At 41.7% G+C, this 17,414-nt stretch carries 18 protein-coding genes and 2 tRNA genes; 14 read left to right on the forward strand and 6 right to left on the reverse strand.

Going from position 1 to position 17,414, the window contains the following annotated elements; all coding sequences use genetic code 11:
* Window positions 1–45: 45 nt before the first annotated feature.
* From mgtE to AC4CU3_RS13855, 3 genes are all read left to right on the forward strand, one after another.
* Window positions 46–1,392, forward strand: coding sequence for a magnesium transporter (gene mgtE, locus AC4CU3_RS13845; RefSeq protein ID WP_279043653.1), 1,347 nt, complete (start codon window positions 46–48; stop codon window positions 1,390–1,392).
* 115 nt (window positions 1,393–1,507) lie between these two features.
* A complete protein-coding gene (locus AC4CU3_RS13850; RefSeq protein WP_005400444.1) occupies window positions 1,508–2,101 on the forward strand; it encodes a DUF4112 domain-containing protein in 594 nt (197 codons plus the stop codon).
* 6 nt (window positions 2,102–2,107) lie between these two features.
* Complete coding sequence (locus AC4CU3_RS13855; protein WP_279043651.1) at window positions 2,108–2,473, forward strand: bleomycin resistance protein; 366 nt, start codon at window positions 2,108–2,110, stop codon at window positions 2,471–2,473.
* A gap of 72 nt (window positions 2,474–2,545) precedes the next feature.
* Here the strand turns inward: AC4CU3_RS13855 and htpX are convergent, their stop codons facing one another.
* Both htpX and AC4CU3_RS13865 read right to left on the reverse strand, forming a co-directional pair.
* Window positions 2,546–3,451 carry a protease HtpX gene (htpX, locus tag AC4CU3_RS13860; protein WP_279043649.1) on the reverse strand — a complete coding sequence of 302 codons (906 nt, stop codon included), beginning with the start codon at window positions 3,449–3,451 and terminating at the stop codon, window positions 2,546–2,548.
* 117 nt (window positions 3,452–3,568) lie between these two features.
* Window positions 3,569–4,441: a lytic transglycosylase domain-containing protein gene (locus AC4CU3_RS13865; RefSeq protein ID WP_279043647.1), complete on the reverse strand. Its 873-nt coding sequence runs from the start codon at window positions 4,439–4,441 to the stop codon at window positions 3,569–3,571.
* A gap of 502 nt (window positions 4,442–4,943) precedes the next feature.
* Between AC4CU3_RS13865 and ttcA the strand changes: the two genes are divergently transcribed.
* Both ttcA and AC4CU3_RS13875 read left to right on the forward strand, forming a co-directional pair.
* A complete protein-coding gene (gene ttcA, locus AC4CU3_RS13870; protein WP_004695645.1) occupies window positions 4,944–5,867 on the forward strand; it encodes a tRNA 2-thiocytidine(32) synthetase TtcA in 924 nt (307 codons plus the stop codon).
* A 227-nt stretch (window positions 5,868–6,094) separates the two neighbouring features.
* A complete protein-coding gene (locus tag AC4CU3_RS13875) occupies window positions 6,095–6,478 on the forward strand; it encodes an SCP2 sterol-binding domain-containing protein (RefSeq protein ID WP_004695646.1) in 384 nt (127 codons plus the stop codon).
* Between the two features lie 68 nt (window positions 6,479–6,546).
* Here AC4CU3_RS13875 and AC4CU3_RS13880 read toward each other — a convergent pair whose 3' ends face one another.
* A complete protein-coding gene (locus tag AC4CU3_RS13880) occupies window positions 6,547–7,659 on the reverse strand; it encodes an MltF family protein (RefSeq protein ID WP_201702760.1) in 1,113 nt (370 codons plus the stop codon).
* A gap of 365 nt (window positions 7,660–8,024) precedes the next feature.
* Between AC4CU3_RS13880 and greB the strand changes: the two genes are divergently transcribed.
* The 6 genes from greB (at window position 8,025) to AC4CU3_RS13910 (ending at window position 11,956) form a co-directional block, all read left to right on the forward strand.
* On the forward strand, window positions 8,025–8,519 hold the full coding sequence (greB, locus tag AC4CU3_RS13885) for a transcription elongation factor GreB (RefSeq protein ID WP_004695648.1): 495 nt from the start codon (window positions 8,025–8,027) through the stop codon (window positions 8,517–8,519).
* 89 nt (window positions 8,520–8,608) lie between these two features.
* Window positions 8,609–8,698: transfer RNA gene (locus tag AC4CU3_RS13890), tRNA-Ser, on the forward strand.
* A 220-nt stretch (window positions 8,699–8,918) separates the two neighbouring features.
* A tRNA-Ser gene (locus AC4CU3_RS13895) sits at window positions 8,919–9,008 on the forward strand.
* A 569-nt stretch (window positions 9,009–9,577) separates the two neighbouring features.
* Entirely contained in the window at window positions 9,578–10,156 is a 579-nt protein-coding gene (locus AC4CU3_RS13900; RefSeq protein WP_125279971.1) for a TetR/AcrR family transcriptional regulator, read from the forward strand.
* Window positions 10,153–11,058, forward strand: coding sequence for a DMT family transporter (locus AC4CU3_RS13905; RefSeq protein WP_201702762.1), 906 nt, complete (start codon window positions 10,153–10,155; stop codon window positions 11,056–11,058). Before AC4CU3_RS13900 ends, AC4CU3_RS13905 begins: the two co-directional genes overlap by 4 nt.
* Before the next feature lie 25 nt (window positions 11,059–11,083).
* Window positions 11,084–11,956, forward strand: a complete 873-nt coding sequence (locus tag AC4CU3_RS13910) for an EamA family transporter (RefSeq protein ID WP_279043642.1) — start codon at window positions 11,084–11,086, stop codon at window positions 11,954–11,956.
* A 139-nt stretch (window positions 11,957–12,095) separates the two neighbouring features.
* Here the strand turns inward: AC4CU3_RS13910 and AC4CU3_RS13915 are convergent, their stop codons facing one another.
* Window positions 12,096–13,244, reverse strand: coding sequence for a heparan-alpha-glucosaminide N-acetyltransferase domain-containing protein (locus AC4CU3_RS13915; RefSeq protein WP_279043640.1), 1,149 nt, complete (start codon window positions 13,242–13,244; stop codon window positions 12,096–12,098).
* A gap of 170 nt (window positions 13,245–13,414) precedes the next feature.
* On the opposite strand from AC4CU3_RS13915, the gene AC4CU3_RS13920 reads away from it, so the two are divergent.
* The 3 genes from AC4CU3_RS13920 to AC4CU3_RS13930 all read left to right on the forward strand — a co-directional run bounded on the left by AC4CU3_RS13920 (window position 13,415) and on the right by AC4CU3_RS13930 (window position 15,449).
* Complete coding sequence (locus tag AC4CU3_RS13920) at window positions 13,415–14,047, forward strand: TetR/AcrR family transcriptional regulator (RefSeq protein WP_004982650.1); 633 nt, start codon at window positions 13,415–13,417, stop codon at window positions 14,045–14,047.
* A 3-nt stretch (window positions 14,048–14,050) separates the two neighbouring features.
* Window positions 14,051–15,028 (forward strand): zinc-binding dehydrogenase, encoded by a 978-nt coding sequence (locus tag AC4CU3_RS13925; protein ID WP_004982648.1) that lies wholly within the window; start codon window positions 14,051–14,053, stop codon window positions 15,026–15,028.
* Window positions 15,029–15,095: 67 nt separating this feature from the next.
* Window positions 15,096–15,449 (forward strand): DUF1304 domain-containing protein, encoded by a 354-nt coding sequence (locus AC4CU3_RS13930; RefSeq protein WP_279043638.1) that lies wholly within the window; start codon window positions 15,096–15,098, stop codon window positions 15,447–15,449.
* A gap of 78 nt (window positions 15,450–15,527) precedes the next feature.
* Here the strand turns inward: AC4CU3_RS13930 and AC4CU3_RS13935 are convergent, their stop codons facing one another.
* The gene (locus AC4CU3_RS13935; protein ID WP_279043636.1) at window positions 15,528–16,223 is read right to left on the reverse strand and encodes a pirin family protein; all 696 of its coding nucleotides are present in this window, start codon (window positions 16,221–16,223) and stop codon (window positions 15,528–15,530) included.
* Window positions 16,224–16,413: 190 nt separating this feature from the next.
* Window positions 16,414–17,322 (reverse strand): hypothetical protein, encoded by a 909-nt coding sequence (locus AC4CU3_RS13940; RefSeq protein WP_490738326.1) that lies wholly within the window; start codon window positions 17,320–17,322, stop codon window positions 16,414–16,416.
* Window positions 17,323–17,414: the final 92 nt, after the last annotated feature.

Genomic DNA, 17,414 nt, shown 5'->3' on the forward strand with positions numbered 1-17,414 from the left:
TTGCTATACTCGGACAGATAAAGAAAAACAATATTTGAGTGGTGTATGCCAAATCCGTCATTTTCACAGCAAGATTTCCAAGAACAATTAAATCAGCCCGATAACCATGCTTTTATCCAAAGTTTGAAACAGTACAGCACTGCGGATTTGGCTGATATTTTAATGGGCCTGCCTATAAATGATCAAATTCGGCTATTGGAACAATTACCCCAAGCCAGTTATGTCTTTGAGTTTTTAGCATTAATCGAGCAGCAGCAGCTAGCAGCGCAATTGCCTCAGGCTTTGCTGGTGAAGCTACTGGCTCATATGCATTCGGATGACCGTACTGATTTATTTCAAAGCTTGGCACAAGAGGTTCAAGGTCAGATTTTTCCGCAGCTAGATGCGCATGTTCAAGCCCAGCTGAATGATTTAATGCACTATCCAGCTGAGTCTGCGGGTGCAATTATGAGCACTGAAGTCATTACGGTACATGCCGAAATGACCATGCAACAGGCGATTCAACATATACGACAGCATGCAGCGGAAAGTGAAACTTTATATCTCATCTATGTGACCGATGCCTCGCGTTATTTACACGGGGTGATTTCGCTGCGGCAAATTATTCAGTCTCCGCCTGAGCAATTGATTGGACAGGTTATGACCAGTCATGTCATTACGGGTTTAGTCAGTGAGGATCAGGAAAGTATTGCACAGAAACTGGCTCATTATGATTTTATGGCTTTGCCCATTGTCGATGAGCAGCAGCGTCTATTGGGGATTGTGACTTATGACGATGCAATGGATGTGGTACAACAAGAAACCACAGAAGATATTCTAAAAAGTAGTGCGGTTGCGGCTAGTCCGCAGATGAGTATTAAAACGGCTCCAATCCTCTTACTGTATAAGAAGCGGGTGTTTTGGTTGGTGTTTCTGGTTTTTGGTAGTTTACTCTCGGGGCTAGGGATTGCGCACTTTGAAGACTTGATTGCGGCGCATATCGTTTTGGTATTTTTCCTACCTTTACTGGTGGGAAGTGGGGGAAATGCGGGGTCTCAATCCGCAACTTTAATGGTACGTGCACTGGCAACCGGTGATGTACATTTTAAAGACTGGTTTTATTTGCTAGGACGTGAAAGTTTGGTTGCGCTGTGCTTGGGTGGAACCATGGCAACTGCAGTCTCCATCTTGGGCTATTTCCGTGGGGACATTCTGGTCGCCGTAGTATTGGCACTGAGTATGATGGGCATTGTGTTGATGGGTTGTCTGATTGGTATGAGTCTGCCGTTTATCTTAAACCGCATGAAACTCGACCCAGCCAGTGCATCCGCACCTTTGGTCACCTCAATTTGTGATGCGTCAGGTGTGGTGGTATATCTGCTGATTGCATCGCAAATTCTGATCTTGTCTTAAGCTTATAAGCTATTGTTTCAGCACAAAGTTAGCACAGAAAAAAGTCATGAAAAGCAGCATAATTCAGTGGTTTTATGATGTTAATGTGGTTGAAATGATGGAGGTCAGTAACAACATGCCTGAACCCTTAGAACAAAAAAAAATGAGCCAGCAAGATGTCATTCGTTTAGAGCGTGATTTGGCCAAATATGCCAATATGATGGATTCTGTGGTGCGTATTCCGTTCACCAAGCAGGGAGTCGGTGCCGATGCCGCATTGAGTACTGTTCCGATTGCTGGGGATATCGCAGGTTTTGCCCTAACTTGTTATGCCATTTATAAAGCCAAGCAAATTGGCGTGCCGCAAGAGAAATTGAGCCCTGTATTGAAGCTGGCTATGATTGACGCTGTGGTCGGTTTTATCCCAGTGTTAGGAACATTGTTTGATATTTTTATACGTCCGAGTCGTAAAGCACTGGATGTGGTTCATGACCATATTCGGGAAGAATACCAAATCCATTCAGAGCATCATGTGACGCATCCTTTTCTTCATGAAAAATTGGAAAAGAAACAGCAACAGTCCGCATTTTGGCGAAACCCAGTAGTGGCATGGCTTTGGCTACACATCCCAGATTTGTTTGGCCTGATCTTTTTGGTGTGTTTTATGGGCTTATTGTGGTGGGGTGGTAGTGTGATGTGGCATTGGTTACAGGGACTAAACTTAGGATAGCCACTCATGAAATTTGAAGGTCAGATTACGGCAAATTTGCCAGCGATTGATTTGGCGTGCACTTCTTCATTTTATCAAAGCTTGGGCTTTAATCTGGTTTATCAGTCCGCAGAGTGGATGATTCTGCGTTTGGGCGAAATGACACTGGAATTTTTCCATCATCCGCATTTAGACCCAAACAGTTCATGGCATAGTGCGTGTATTCGCGTAGCGGAGATTCAACCCTATTATGAATACTGGTCTAAAGTGAATTGGTCGTTGTGGGAAAGCGCTCGTATGACCGATATTCAGGATCTTGACGAGATCCGCCAGTTTTGCATCATTGACCCAAATGGCAGTTTATTACGCTGTATCGAAGTGACGATTGAATAAAAATGTTCTGTTATGCAGAGTCACAAAAAAGCCTCCAAGTGGAGGCTTTTTAAAATCTTGTGAACGAATTGTTTATGGACAATCGAGCTGTTGTAAAGCAGCAACACGTTGTTCAATCGTCGGGTGGGTTTGGAACAAAGCGGCTAAACTAAAGCCTTGCTCTTGACCTGCGGCGATTGCAAATGCTTTCATTTCTTTAGGCATCACATCTGGAAGTTGTGACTCGGCTTGTAAGCGTAACAAGGCTGAAATCATTGCTTGTTTGCCTGCAAGACGCGCGCCTGCTTCATCTGCACGATATTCGCGGTAGCGGGAGAACCACATCACAATTGCCGAAGCTAAAATACCAAAAACAATATCAAGCACGATGGTAATGGCAAAATAAGCTAAACCTGGTGCTTCACCGTCTTCACGACCAAAAACATTACGGTCAATGAAATCACCTGCGACACGTGCAAAGAACATCACAAAGGCGTTCACTACACCTTGAACGAGCGCCAAAGTCACCATGTCACCATTGGCCACGTGACCAATTTCGTGAGCCAAAACTGCACGAAGCTCGTCTTTATTCATACGCTCAAGTAAGCCGGTAGAAACTGCAACTAATGCATCGTTCTTGTTCCAACCTGTAGCAAAAGCATTAGATTGGTAAGACGGGAAAATACCGACTTCTGGCATTTTAATACCAGAACGTTGCGCCAATTGAGCGACTTCTTGTAACAACCATGCTTCAGCTTGGTTGCGCGGGGCATTTGGGTCAATTAACTCTGTACCAGTTGTTTTTTTCGCCATCCATTTTGACATGAATAGAGAAATCATTGAGCCAACCATACCAAAGACAAAACAGATAACCAGTAGGTTACCTAGATTTAAGCCACCCGCGCCATGGTAACTACCGACACCGAAGAGTGACAAGATAATGCCAGCTACAACCAGTACCGCGAGGTTGGTTAGCAAGAACAAACCAATCCGCATCATTGAGAAAATCCTCTTATAATAAAAAAATAATCTGATTTATAAATCGAAAATCATTGATCTCAATATGAGGTGAAACTCTTCAAAATTCAAGAAAAAATAATAAAACTGCTATAAAAATTATTCTGAAATTTGAATGCGGGCAGAGGCGGTTGCATTGGCCGTGGCATAGGAGCCCGGCGCATCAGTAAAACTGCCATCGGCTGCGAGGATAATTTGACGTGAAGGTACGCTACGACTCACACTGAGTTGTGTGCTTGGAGAAGAGTCGGCATCGTAATGTGCAGATTGGGCAATGACTTGAGCATTGGCTGGTGTGTTATTCGAGCCTGAAGAGATGTTGATCCCGCCTGCATATAAATTGCTATAACGGCTACTCACGCGGCGAACATAGTCTTGAGTTTCACGGAAGGGTGGAATACCACCGTACTTTTGTACATTGCCTTCGCCGGCATTGTAGCCTGCGAGCGCAAGACTGGTGTTGCCGTTAAAGCGTTTCATCAGCCATGCCAAATACTTGGCACCTGCATTTATGTTCTGCTGTGGATCATACGCATTAGAGACATTAAAGCGCCGTGCTGTCGCAGGCATGAGTTGCATAAGCCCCTGAGCCCCAACAGGTGAGCGTGCATTGACATTAAAGCCTGATTCGGTATGCATGACCGCTTTAATTAAACCTTCAGAAACGCCGTGGGTTTGAGCCGCTTGGCGAATAATGTGGTCAAAAGCATTTTTGTTGCGACTATAACTGGGCAACACGGAAGATTCAGAAGCCCCCCAGTTACTATAACTGTGGATATTACTGTCTGGATAATAGGTTTTCTTTTCGACTTTTAGGTTGCTATAACGACTTTGTTTATTGGTTAACAAGGTCGTACCGTTGGAATCTCTCAATTGGTAGATGGTTTGACCCGCGTGACAATCCAGTGCCATGAACGAAATCGTCATACACCCCAAAACGTAAAAACGACTCAAAAGCAGCTTATTTTTCATTATCTATTATTAATCGTAAAAAAATCGATTTCAGTGACTAGAAATGAGTTTAGCAAAAAAAGAACCGTCTGAAACTATTTTAAGTTCAAAAAATCCATGACTTTGTAAAAATCAAGTCAAATTGTTGAGCAAGTAATCAAAAAAAATAATTAATTTATTTTTAATGAGGATTGCTTGACTGGGTTAAATTGTTGAAATTTAATAGTAAATAAATAGATCAAAAAATGATCAATTTAAATAGAAGCCTTAAAGAGTGGGGGGAACACCCTGTCAAGTCGATTAGAATCCACAAAGTTATCCCCAGCTTTTGTGGAAAAATGTGGAAAAGTCCAAAACATAAGCAGTTCAGCTAAAATATGAACGCAATCGTTCAAAGTTAAACCGATTTCAATACATGAATATGACAGCAATGACAATTCATGAGAATTTACATTCTTTAGGTGCGAGATGGCTGTGAATCGGATAAAATTGCGCGGTATTTTTTTTAAGGTTTAACTCGTCTATGTTCTCGCCAGTTGAGTCCAATCAGGGATTTAATTTTAAACCAGAACTACCCACTAGCTCTGCGTATTATCGTCTCTTGAAAAAGTTACGCCGTCAGGTGGGTCATGCCATTCGCGATTTTAAAATGATCGAAGAAGGCGATAAAGTGATGGTCTGCATTTCCGGTGGTAAGGACAGTTATACCTTGCTCGATATTATGTTGCAGTTTAAACGCATTGCACCGATCAATTTTGATGTGGTGGCTGTGAATTTGGACCAGAAGCAACCCGGTTTCCCTGAGGACGTGTTACCACGTTATTTAGAAGAGAATAATATTCCCTACTATATCTTAGAAAAAGACACCTACAGCATCACCAAACGCTTAACGCCTGAAGGCAAAACTTACTGTGCAGTTTGTTCACGCTTACGCCGTGGCTCTTTATACGGCTTTGCGCAAGAAATTGGCGCGACCAAAGTGGCGTTGGGCCATCACCGTGATGATATCTTGGCGACTTTCTTCTTGAACTTATTCCATGGCGGCAGCTTAAAGGCGATGCCTCCTAAATTGTTATCGTCAGATAAAAAGAACATCTTGATTCGCCCACTGGCTTATGTGGAAGAAAAAGACATCATTAAATATGCTGAAATGCGTCAGTTCCCGATTATTCCGTGTAACTTGTGCGGTTCACAGGAAAATCTGCAACGTGCCATGTTAAATGACATGTTGCGGGAGTGGGATAAAGCGCATCCGAAACGTTTACACAGTATTTTTGGTGCTTTACAAAATGTTTCGCCATCGCAGTTGGCGGATCGTGAGTTATTCGACTTTGAAGCGTTAGATAGTGAACGTGAATTCGACTTTAAAGGTGAAAGTTGTTCAACGGAAGATGAACCAGAGAACAAACGCATTAACATGGTTAATCTTGGCTTTGCAGCAGACTAATTTTGTCAGTTAGGCCAATGCAAAACACCAATCAATGATTGGTGTTTTTTTTATGTGGATGATTTTGATAAACTTTGTATAAGAAATATAAAATATGAACGGTACGTACAAAAAACTTTAGGCACATGTAGGATATACATGCTATAACAATCTCCGAGCATATTTAGCTTCACAATGATGCCGTCTGGATAGGCAGCACACAACGAACAAAGAATTGAGGAAACATCATGCCTGCTTTTTTAACTGATGATTGGTTTTCAACTGTAGAAACATTAACTGCTCAAGCGGGGAATTTGAACCTGCCGCCAGCACTTGCGAATCTTGCAATTAACTTAGTTGTTGCTGACAATGCGGGTAATACCGAATTATCTTTAGATGGCGGCGCAATTAAAAAAGGCTTGTCTTCAAACGCGAAAACAACCTTGAACATGGATGCTGAAACACTGCGTAAAGTGTTCCTTGAGTTTGATATGGCTGCAGCAATGCAAGCGTTCATGACAGGTAAAATAAAAGTTCAAGGTGATATGTCACAGTTGATGGCATTGCAAACAGCGAAGCCAAGCCAAGAGCAAAAAGATTTATTTAAGAAAGTGCTTGAGCAAACGGCTTAAGCGTTCTGAAATAAAAAAAAAGCTTACCTATAAAGGTAAGCTTTTTTTATGCCACTAGAGATGATCTTTTAGATATTGACCAGCTGCGGCGTGGTTTTAATGTGCTCAAGATAAGCACGGATACGCGTCACATACTGAAGCGCTTGGCGGTAACGGCCATTCTTTGTTTGGTTCTGTTGTAAGTAAGCATACAAATTGAGCCAGTTATTTGGGTCTTTACCTTGTGCTTGAATCCGTTTTTGAATCTGATTCACCGCACCCGGTCCCATATTGTACGCAACCAATGCATACCAGTTACGGTCAGGGAAGGGAATATCATCATAGCGACTCAGCATTTGGTCGTAGTACTTAGCACCACCTTGAATGCTTTGCGCAGGATCGGTACGGTTACTCACACCCATGGCTTTGGCTGTGCTATTGGTCAACATCATCAAACCACGTACACCCGTGGGAGAAACGGAGTTTGGTTTAAGATAAGACTCTTGATAACCAATCGCTGCCAATAAGTGCCAATCTAAATCGTACTTTTGCGCTGTGCTTTTAAAACTGGCCTTATAGATCGGCATACGTTGACGCAAATCACGTTGAATCGTATTCCAGTTTTCAGGCTTCACGACATTACGGTTGTAAAAAGAGGCCAATTGACCAATTGAACCAGATTGTTTACCACGGCAGACAAATCCGCTCGCCGTTTGCGTTAATGGATCATTCGCATGTTTAAATACCCAGTTCAGCTCAGTATTGAGGCCATTTTTACGTAAAACGTTTAAATCACCACAAGTAGCAGAAAAGGTTGCGAGACTTTTTTGCTCAATCGTTTGAACACTTGCCGTCGTCATTGCAAAATTTGCTTTGCCCTGTGCTACCCATTTCAGTGCTGTAGCGTTATCGGGGACGGTTTTGAAGTCTAGCTTTACATTTAAGCTGTCTGCATAGTTACGTGCAAGGTCATAACCAAAACCATGCAAATGCTGACCATCTTTAAAAACGGTCGTTGAGTTTTCCACTGAAACGACAGTCAATTTATTATGATTGACGACGTTATCATATTGGTAGGTCTTACTTGCATTAATACTATGAAATGGAATTAACAAAGTACTTAAAGCAAGGGCTTTCAACGGGAGAGAGAAAGTTAATGAATTAAGGCAAAGCCTCGATCCAGAAGTTGAACTACTGTGCATGTTGTCTCCGCTACAAGTAATTTATGCCCTAGAACGCAAAGGCAAAAACATGCCTTAAAACGAGTTCAAGTTGTCTAAATTCAATAAGAGGTTGGGCATTCATGACGTCATTCAAAATGACATGGGATTAAGAAGATTATGTAGAAAAACTACATAGATTAAAAAATAGGCAACTAATTTAAGATGTGCGCATAATATATAGCAATTTTAAAAGTGTCAAATTTTGTGCAATATTTTTTTAAAAAATGTAACATAACGATTTAATTTAATTCAGGAATTTATTTTATAAACTTCTGTTGTGGAGAAATAAGGGATAAAATAATCCTTTGTTGTAAATCAAGAAGCAGATTTAGACGGCATTCATCATGAAATCAAACTTAATTACACGTGCTGGTCACGATAAATTGGTGGCGGAATTAAAGCAGCTTTGGCATGAAGAACGCCCTGAAATTACCAAGAAAGTAAACTGGGCGGCGAGCCTTGGCGACCGTAGTGAAAACGCGGATTATCAGTACAACAAACAGATCTTACGTAAGATTGATCGACGAGTTCGCTACTTGGGAAAACGCCTCGAAGAACTTCGTATTATCGACTTTTCTGAAGAGCAGGCTGGCAAGATTTATTTTGGCGCTTGGGTCGAAATTGAAAATGACGCAGGGGAACAAAAAACCTTACGCATCGTCGGGGTGGATGAAATTTATGATCATCACCCGCAGCACATCTCCATCGACTCGCCGATGGCACGTGCTTTACTCTCCAAACAAGTCGATGATGAAATTGAAGTGTTGACGCCAACTGGAAAAAAGCACTGGTATGTCAATTCAATTCGTTATGACAGACCTGAAAGTTCAGAGAACTAAAAGATTTTGTTTTAATTTTAGCCACTTGGTGTGGTTTTTGAAGAAAAGTATTTGCCAAGTAGATTGAATGTTTATATGATGTCGCCCATGGAAGCGTGGCAGAGCGGTTTAATGCACCGGTCTTGAAAACCGACGAGGGTGTGAGTCCTCCGTGAGTTCGAATCTCACCGCTTCCGCCAAATTCAAAAAAAACCTGACTGAGTCAGGGTTTTTTTATGCCTTTTTTAAATTAATTTCTAAAAGATGTCAGTGCTATCGCTCAATTTTCCTGCATATGAAGGCTGTAAAGTTAATATCTTATTGAGATTGAACATTTTTTAGCTGAATAGTGGTCTTTTGAAGGCTGAGAGATGAAAAATATTTGCCAAAAAATATTTTTATTTATATGATAGCGCCCATGGAAGCGTGGCAGAGCGGTTTAATGCACCGGTCTTGAAAACCGACGAGGGTGTGAGTCCTCCGTGAGTTCGAATCTCACCGCTTCCGCCAAATTATTTTTAAATACAAATTAAAACTAATCATTAATCGATAACCCAAGTTTAAGTTGAGCCATTACGGCAAGTAGTGTGGGGAACACCACATAGATCGGCAGTGATCAAATTCTAAAAAAAGCAGTCAGACCTTCTCTTACTGCTTTTTTTATTTAAGGTATTTAACCTTCTTTTATAACTATTGAGCTGTCCAACTTGATCCTTTTTTGGATTCACTATTCGTTTCAGACAAGCAATTATAGAGACTATGCAGTTGTACTGTGTAGCAGTCATTTCTGTAGATCAGTTTTTTGAAAGTTTCTCAATTTCTCAGATGGGTTTTTAGCATCCTTCGTTCGGCCTATCTAGCAACTCATTACCTATAAGTTGGAACTACATATGCTTTGTAAAAGTATAGAGCGATTGTTCCGTTTCGCTTTTTATCCACCGCCATTGTAATGGGGTGATTGAAGGGTATTCTCCAGTTTTTGATTCATCTGATATTTCCTTCATTAAATAAGCAAAGGTGACTTGCATATTTTTACAGATTCTATAAATTAGGTAGATCGGTCTACTTAGTTGAGTGTGATGAATACAAAAACTGCGAAACAGAAAATTTTAGATGCAGCTGCGATTTTGTTTTATAACGACGGCATCACCAGTACAGGGATTAATAGCATTACAGATAAGGCCAAAGTTGCCAAAATGTCCTTATATAATAATTTCCCGACTAAGGCTGACTTGATCACTTCTTATATAGAAGCACGGCATCAAGAGTGGTTAGATTTGTATGCGCTTCGAAACCAACAAGCACATACTCCTATTGATAAAATTGTCGCGGTTTTTGAAGCCTATCAAGACCATGCCGAGTTTGCCTATGAAAAAGGCTTTCGGGGCTGTGGTTTGTTGAATGCTGCTGCTGAGTTCCCAGCACACAGCGCCGAGCGCTTGGCTGTGAAAGCGCATAAGGATGAAATTGAAAACATTATCTCTACACAGCTTGCCTATATTATTTCGGACGCAGACAAGGTCAAACAAATGGCTTTGTTGTTGTCTTTTATTCTAGAGGGATCGATTGCGCGAGCAGGCTTGGAAAGCTCGAGTGAAAAAGTGCAAGCTGCAACAGCGATGGTGAAAACACTTTTAGCACAGGAAATCAGTACGTGAATCAGTCTGTTTCTGCGGTATCGAATTATGGTTTTATCGCGGTGCTGTTCGCTGCTTTTCTATGGGGAACGACGGGCACAGTCGCATCTTTTGCACCCAACTTGAGTCCTTTGGCTGTTGGCGCTGCGGCAATGGGCGGTGGTGGACTGTTGCAGGCACTTTTGGCGCGAAAAAGTATTATCTACCATCTGGCACATATCAAAGCCAATGCTGTGATGCTTGGTGTAGGTGTAATTGCGGTTTTTATTTATCCTTTGGCCTTTTATTCATCTATGCACTATGCAGGCATCACCATTGGTACGGTCGTTTCGATTGGTACGGCGCCTTTATTTACCGCACTTTTAGAAAGGATATTTGATCGAAAAGCACTTTCGATGACATGGCTGATGAGTTTCGTCTTGGGAGTGACGGGCGTTGCGCTACTTTCACTCGGGGAATCACATGCTGTGGCAACCACGGAGAATCTGTCCCAAAATCGACCAATGTTGGGTATTGCTTTAGGGGCGGTTGCGGGATTGACCTATGCTTTATATTCTTGGGCGGCAAAACGAATGATTGACCAAGGAATGGATGCAAAAGCATCTATGGGGCTCATCTTCGGACTTGGTTCTTTATTATTACTTCCGACTTTATGGATAACAGGTTCAAACTTGTTTGAAGAAAACATCAACCTTTATGTCGTGGGGTATATGATGTTGATCCCCATGTTTTTGGGCTATGTTTTATTTGGATATGGCTTAAAAACTGTGCCTGCGAGTAAAGCCATTACCTTGACCTTATTTGAACCTTTGGTTGCTGCTGTATTTGCAATCCTGTTGGTGGGAGAACAACTTGCACCAATCGGCTGGATTGGGATGGTTTTAATTTCAATCTGCTTAGCATTACTTACCAAAGCAAAGTAAATTTCCTCATTGGGTCATTTCATACATGATGATACATAAACAAGAAATAGCGCTTTTCGCAGCCGTATTGTCTTTAATTTCAGTACAAGTGGGTGCTGCGTTTGCAAAAATGCTTTTTCCCATCCTCGGAGCTGAAACGGTTGCTTTAGTGCGTTTAGGTTTATCCGCAGTCTTTTTATGGATTGTATTTCAGCCATGGAAAACTTTTCGTCAAAACAGCATGGAATGGAAAGATCTCTTTTGTTATGGCGTGATTTTAAGCTTGATGAATTTACTCATTTATAAAGCCTTATCCTATATGTCGGTCGGGATCGCGATTTCAATTGAGGTCTTAGGGCCTTTGACTGTGGCTATTTTTATGTCACGAAATAAATCGGACTTTGTCTGGGGTGGCTTATCGCTGATTGGTTTGATCTTATTTCCCTTAGGGAAGGTGGATAATAACTTTAGCTATATTGGCATGTTATATGCGCTTGGTGCTGCCATCTGCTGGGGACTGTATATTATCTATGGAACCAAAGTGGCCAAAGGCGGCAGTAACACGGTAGCAATTGGCATGATGATTGCGACGCTATGTATTGTTCCTTTTGGAATATCTAATGTTGGACAGGCTTTTAGTACATATGAGGTATTCGGTCTATGCATTGTGGTGTCATTGCTGTCGAGTTGTATTCCATTTTTACTGGATATTTTTGCAATGAAGCGTTTGTCACCCAAAATATTTGGGGTGTTGTTAAGTGCTTCACCAATCATCAGTGCATTGGCGGGATGGTTTATTTTAGGTGAAAATTTAAACCTTTATCAAATGATAGGGGTGTCAATTATCATGGCATCGTGTGCAGGGTTCTTCTATTGTTCTTATCAAAAGACAGTCGTTGCTCAAACATGTGTAGACTAAGTTTGGTTGTTGAAGCTGAAGTAGGGTAGCACTGCATCTAAGCGCCATTATTCATAACCCGATATAAGGTCAAGATTGGTGCCTCGTTGAACTAAGCATCAATCTTGTTTCAGTGAAATTGGCTATACACCTTAAACCCTTAGAGGTATTTAAGAATGCGAATGTGTTTGTTTTTATGTTTAAAGGCTGAGAATTTCAACATCAACGGATAGAGAGCTACAGTTAAAATAATCGAAATGAGCCAGAGGGTGGAGACATGATCGACGCCAAAGTATTCCCCATGGGTCGTGCCAAACAGTGCGACCGCAATGAGATAGAGAGCTTTTAGCACATATAAGTGTACGATATAGAAAAACATCGGCACGGAACCAAAGACAATCAAGGGTTTGACCCAAGGTTTACTTTCAACCTTTTGAAGTAACACTAACAGGATTAAGCCTAGTCCGACATTCCACAAAATAAACAGCAGCGATGGCGGATACTTGGTCAGATTTAAAAAACTCATAACGGTTTCAGTGCTGGTCGGCATGACTGACCATGCTTGGTCGCCATAGAGATTGATCATTCTTAAAACGATAAATAAGCTGATACTGGCAAGCCCGAAGCCTAACAAGATTTGATTTCTTTTCGCGACATCATGTGTGCTGTTAAATACAGTATAACCGATGCAATAGCCAAGGGTAATCACCCCAATCCAAGGCAGTACAGGGTAAGACGTTCTAAAACGAATCAGATCGCCAAATTCGATCCAACCACGTTCATGTAAAATAAACCACAGATTTTGCAGGATAGGTATTTGTGAAAATGACACTTGATCCAGCGCATTATGTCCAAAAATAATGCTGAGACTGATCACCCAGAGCCATTTTTGTGATAGCCCAATCAAGCCTGCTAAAACCACCATACTGAGACCAATGGCCCAAATTACTTGTAAATAGATGACATCGGGCGGGAACTGTCCAGTCCAAGCGAAGTTGATAATGATCAGTTCGAGAAAAATCAGAAATAGACCGCGCTTGAGTAAAAATTCACGGGTCATTTGAATACTGTTGTTTTTTGCTTGGTAAAGATAAGCCGATAAGCCTGTTAAAATCACAAAAACAGGAGCACATAAGTGAGCCAAGATCCGGCTAAAGAAAAGGGATTCTTCGGTTCCTGAAATCAGCATCGGGTCGGGGACTTGCTGGTGCAGATAAAAAGTTTCTCTGACATGATCGACCATCATAATCAGAATAACTAATCCTCTGAGGGCATCAATCGCTTGTAAACGTTGTGAAGGTGTAGACATAAGATGAATTGAAAATTAGTGTTATAGTATAATGTAACATTTATTTCAATCATTTATATATAAAATTTAATCAGCAAAATTTATATGTAATCCAATGGTTCGAGATGAAGTATCGATAAAGATGAATTATTTTATAGACGACTGGTCTATTATTAATTTATAGTATGGATATGAAACGATCAGATAAAAGTGAAGCAACACGACTACACATTTTAAATAGCAGTTTTCAACTGGTGTTACATAAAGGTTTTGTCGGAGTGGGCTTACAGGAAATTCTAAAGAATTGTGATGTGCCGAAAGGTTCATTCTATTACTACTTTGCTTCGAAAGAGGCTTTCGGCTGTGCGCTACTTCAGCAGTATCTGGCCGACTATAAAGTCAAAATCAATCAGCTGATACAGCAAGAACAGCGAAGCGCCTATGCAAGTCTCGTGGCACTTTGGCAAGCATGGATTGATAACCCATCGCATATTGAAAGTGATGTTGAACATCATAGCGATGGGGGATGGGCGGAGAACTGTCTGATCGTCAAGTTGGCAGCAGAAGTCTCAGATTTATCTGAAGATATGCGTCAGATTTTGAACTTCGGGGTGCGTAAGTTAACAGAACGTATTTCGGGTCTAATCCAAGCCGGGCAGCAAGATGGTTCAATTCCAGCGCATATTGACGCTGAAAAAATGGCACAAACCATGTATCAATTGTGGTTGGGAGCAGCTTTATTGGCAAGACTGGCCCGAGATAAGCAGCCCCTTTACCTCGCTTTGGAAACTACCCAACAACTATTACAGCCGATAAAGGAATAGCAAATGCAAAGTATTATTCATCACCATTTTGGTGAACCTGTTGACGTCTTGGAAGCTGCAGATATGCCGCAACCTGAACCGAAAGCGGGTGAAGTACGTATTAAAATGATTCTATCGCCAATGCATAACCACGATGTGTGGACAGTGCGTGGTAGTTATGGTTATAAACCAACACTGCCTGCAATTGGTGGTAGCGAAGCTGTGGGCGTGATTGATGCGCTTGGTGAGGGTGTACAAGGCGTATCGGTAGGGCAGCGTGTAGCAGTTGCTGCAGTTCATGGCAGTTGGGCTGAGTATTTTATTGCGCCAGCACATGGCATCGTGCCTTTAACTGACGCTATTGATGATGAAACGGCAGCGCAGTTGATTGGGATGCCGATCAGTGCACTGATGCTTTTAGATTTTATCGATTTACCAGTAGATTCGTGGTTGATTCAGAACACTGCCAATGGTGCGGTGGGTAAAACCGTGGCAATGATTGCAAAAGCGCGTGGTCAAAAGGTAATTCATTTGGTTCGCCGTACTAAGGCTGTAGCTGAAATGCAGACCTTAGGCATTCAAAATGTGGTAGCAACAGACCAAGCTGATTGGAAAGAACAAGTCAAAGCGATTCATGCAGATCAGCCACTGATCGCAGGTGTAGACTCCATTGGTGGTCAGGCCAGTGGTGAAATGTTGGCTTTGCTGAGTGAAAATAGTCTATTGGTTTCATTTGGTAGTATGACGGGTGAGACCATGCAGATTTCTTCGGGAGATCTGATTTTTAAACAAGCCACAGTCAAAGGTTTTTGGGCAAGTGTGGTGAATAAGCAATTGTCTGCTGAACGTAAAAAGGAGTTAATTGTGGAGTTATTGACGCTTGCTGCACAGAAAAAATTACTGCTGCCTGTTGAAGGCATCTTTAGCTTTGCTCAAATTAAAGATGCTGCACTGAAAGCGACGCAAGGCGCACGTCAGGGTAAAGTACTTTTGAAACCTTAAGCGTTTTCGACCTAGATCAGCTGTGAAGCTGATCTAGCATCATTCATCAAAAATAAGGATAAAGCGTATGATGGGACAAATTTTAATTACTTTAATTGCACTGTTGCGTGTGTATATTTTAGTTTTAGAGATGTTTTTATGGGATAAGCCCTATGGTTTAAAAGCCTTTGGCAATACGCCTGAAAAAGCACAGCTGACCAAAGTCATGGCGCAAAATCAGGGTTTATACAATGGTTTCTTGGCTGCAGGTCTATTTTGGGCGCTATGTGCACCTGAAACTTATGCACTGCCACTGGCCAATTTCTTTTTAGGCTGTGTTTTGGTTGCTGGGATTTATGGTGGTCTGACCGCCAGTAAGAAAATTATCTACATCCAAGCCTTACCTGCGGCTGTGGCGTTACTTGTGGTGAATTTTCTCTAAGCCAAAAGTAAAAACTGCTTGAGTTCTGCATTAAAAAAGCCAACGTCTCGACGTTGGCTTTTTATGGTGAGTGATGACTTATTTGACTTCAGGCAAATCAAACCAAATCACTTGTGCATCTTCCAAAGCTTCAACATCGCTTGCTTCTAAAAAAGCAATCGCGTCGCCTGCATGAAGGGTGTGTTCTGCAACTTGGATTGAACCTGAAATCACATGCACGTAGTTAATATGCTGTGTAGCTTTAACTTCTAGCATTTGATCTTTTTCGATCACAGCCGTTTTGACTTCGGCATCTTGACGAATATGCATTGCAGCATTGTCATTTGGACCACAAATCACATGCCATTGATTTGGTTGCTCATGCGGATCAAGACGAATCTGCTGATAGGTTGGCGCTGCATCTCTTTGATTTGGGTTAATCCAAATTTGTAGCAAATGTACTGGCTCATCACCCTGATTCATTTCACTGTGCTGCACACCCGTACCTGCACTCATCAGTTGCCATTCACCTGCAGAAATACCACCATGGTTGCCCATGCTGTCTTTATGGGTGATGGTGCCTTTGAGTACACAGGTCAAGATTTCCATATTGTCATGGGGGTGTTGCCCAAAACCTTGATGACCCGCGATCACGTCGTCATTGATAACACGTAAAGCACTTACGCCCATATATTTAGGGTTATACCAACTGCCAAAAGAAAAGCTGTGTTTAGACTCTAGCCAGCCGATATTGACATGACCACGCTCTTGACTGTGATGAATGAAAGCATCCATTTTGAACTCCAATTTTATTTTTAATCTATGGAGTAATTTTAGCGTTTTATATTTATCGCCAAAATAGTGAATTTGCAATGTTGCGTTTCAATATTGAAATGATTAAACGCGACATTGCAGACTTAGTCTAAATCACAATACCGTACACGGAAATCTTTCCAGATGTAGTTTTTGCCTTGAGCATATTCAGCTAAAATTGTTGATGCAACTTTGGCTGCTGTTGCATCCAGTCATTGCCCCATTTCACAACGAGCGGAGCCGCTTTGTCTTTAAAAACAAAATAGTCATCGAGGCAAGTGCTGCTTTCAACGGAGAGTGGTGCATCTTGATCATCGGGATAATTTTCATAATTAATCGAGTTGGGGGGATTCTTCAAAAATACTTTGTCACTGGCGGTAAGTAGAATTTTCTGTTCAAAGTGCTTCAATTGACCTTGTCTGTATTCATAGCGGGTTTCAATATTATAAGGATGCACGGTTTGGTAGTCACCCGGGGACTTGGTGCTGTATTCCAGTATTGCATTATTATAATCTGATAAGTCTTCATCCCATTTGGGGCCAAAACTCATCCCATCTTCAATGGTTGGAGCCACAAATTGCACGCGGTGGAGCTGTTTGCCATTCGTGTCGATTTCAATAATTTCATAGCTGTATCGGTAACGATTGTTGGCATAGATGGAGTTAATGGCCGCATTGGCTTTTAATTCCGTAGGGGTATAGGCATAGCGAGTACGAAAGATCAGTGCGAGATGCTGAGCCACAGGCATAATCGAAAACAGCTCATGATCTTTGACTATATTATTGAGTTGAGGTTGTAGGGTGATTTTTTCTCGATTTTCAGCATAAGCCTCGCCTAATGAAAAAACTGCCGAGTGGGGTGGGTTTAAATAAAGCAGTTTAGGCTTTGGTCCTGTTCGAATCGCGTAATAGTAAATCGGAGACTTGCCTGCGATGACATAATAGCGCGTATTGAAAAGTGGTTCTTTCAGACTGTCTTGCTCTGGAATGTATTGGGGATGGCGGGTTTTTTCATGATCATCCAGACTGTCAAATGGATTGTCAGATTCCACCGCATAAGCAGAAGCATCCACGCTGGTCACGATTTCTTCATCTAATTCGGCGAAGGTATAAGTTGAGAAAGATAGTAAGCAGGCCACGGGCAGTATTATTTTTAAAGCGTACATCGTCATTT

It is taken from the genome of Acinetobacter sp. 802_lipA (genome assembly GCF_058242885.1).

Excerpts from the sequence above, each read along its gene's own strand:
- mgtE (WP_279043653.1), top strand. The coding sequence starts at position 46 with ATGCCAAATCCGTCATTTTCACAGCAAGATTTCCAAGAACAATTAAAT.
- AC4CU3_RS13850 (WP_005400444.1), top strand. The coding sequence starts at position 1,508 with ATGCCTGAACCCTTAGAACAAAAAAAAATGAGCCAGCAAGATGTCATT.
- AC4CU3_RS13855 (WP_279043651.1), top strand. The coding sequence starts at position 2,108 with ATGAAATTTGAAGGTCAGATTACGGCAAATTTGCCAGCGATTGATTTG.
- htpX (WP_279043649.1), bottom strand. The coding sequence starts at position 3,451 with ATGATGCGGATTGGTTTGTTCTTGCTAACCAACCTCGCGGTACTGGTT.
- AC4CU3_RS13865 (WP_279043647.1), bottom strand. The coding sequence starts at position 4,441 with ATGAAAAATAAGCTGCTTTTGAGTCGTTTTTACGTTTTGGGGTGTATG.
- ttcA (WP_004695645.1), top strand. The coding sequence starts at position 4,944 with ATGTTCTCGCCAGTTGAGTCCAATCAGGGATTTAATTTTAAACCAGAA.
- AC4CU3_RS13875 (WP_004695646.1), top strand. The coding sequence starts at position 6,095 with ATGCCTGCTTTTTTAACTGATGATTGGTTTTCAACTGTAGAAACATTA.
- AC4CU3_RS13880 (WP_201702760.1), bottom strand. The coding sequence starts at position 7,659 with ATGCACAGTAGTTCAACTTCTGGATCGAGGCTTTGCCTTAATTCATTA.
- greB (WP_004695648.1), top strand. The coding sequence starts at position 8,025 with ATGAAATCAAACTTAATTACACGTGCTGGTCACGATAAATTGGTGGCG.
- AC4CU3_RS13900 (WP_125279971.1), top strand. The coding sequence starts at position 9,578 with ATGAATACAAAAACTGCGAAACAGAAAATTTTAGATGCAGCTGCGATT.
- AC4CU3_RS13910 (WP_279043642.1), top strand. The coding sequence starts at position 11,084 with ATGATGATACATAAACAAGAAATAGCGCTTTTCGCAGCCGTATTGTCT.
- AC4CU3_RS13915 (WP_279043640.1), bottom strand. The coding sequence starts at position 13,244 with ATGTCTACACCTTCACAACGTTTACAAGCGATTGATGCCCTCAGAGGA.
- AC4CU3_RS13920 (WP_004982650.1), top strand. The coding sequence starts at position 13,415 with ATGAAACGATCAGATAAAAGTGAAGCAACACGACTACACATTTTAAAT.
- AC4CU3_RS13925 (WP_004982648.1), top strand. The coding sequence starts at position 14,051 with ATGCAAAGTATTATTCATCACCATTTTGGTGAACCTGTTGACGTCTTG.
- AC4CU3_RS13930 (WP_279043638.1), top strand. The coding sequence starts at position 15,096 with ATGATGGGACAAATTTTAATTACTTTAATTGCACTGTTGCGTGTGTAT.
- AC4CU3_RS13935 (WP_279043636.1), bottom strand. The coding sequence starts at position 16,223 with ATGGATGCTTTCATTCATCACAGTCAAGAGCGTGGTCATGTCAATATC.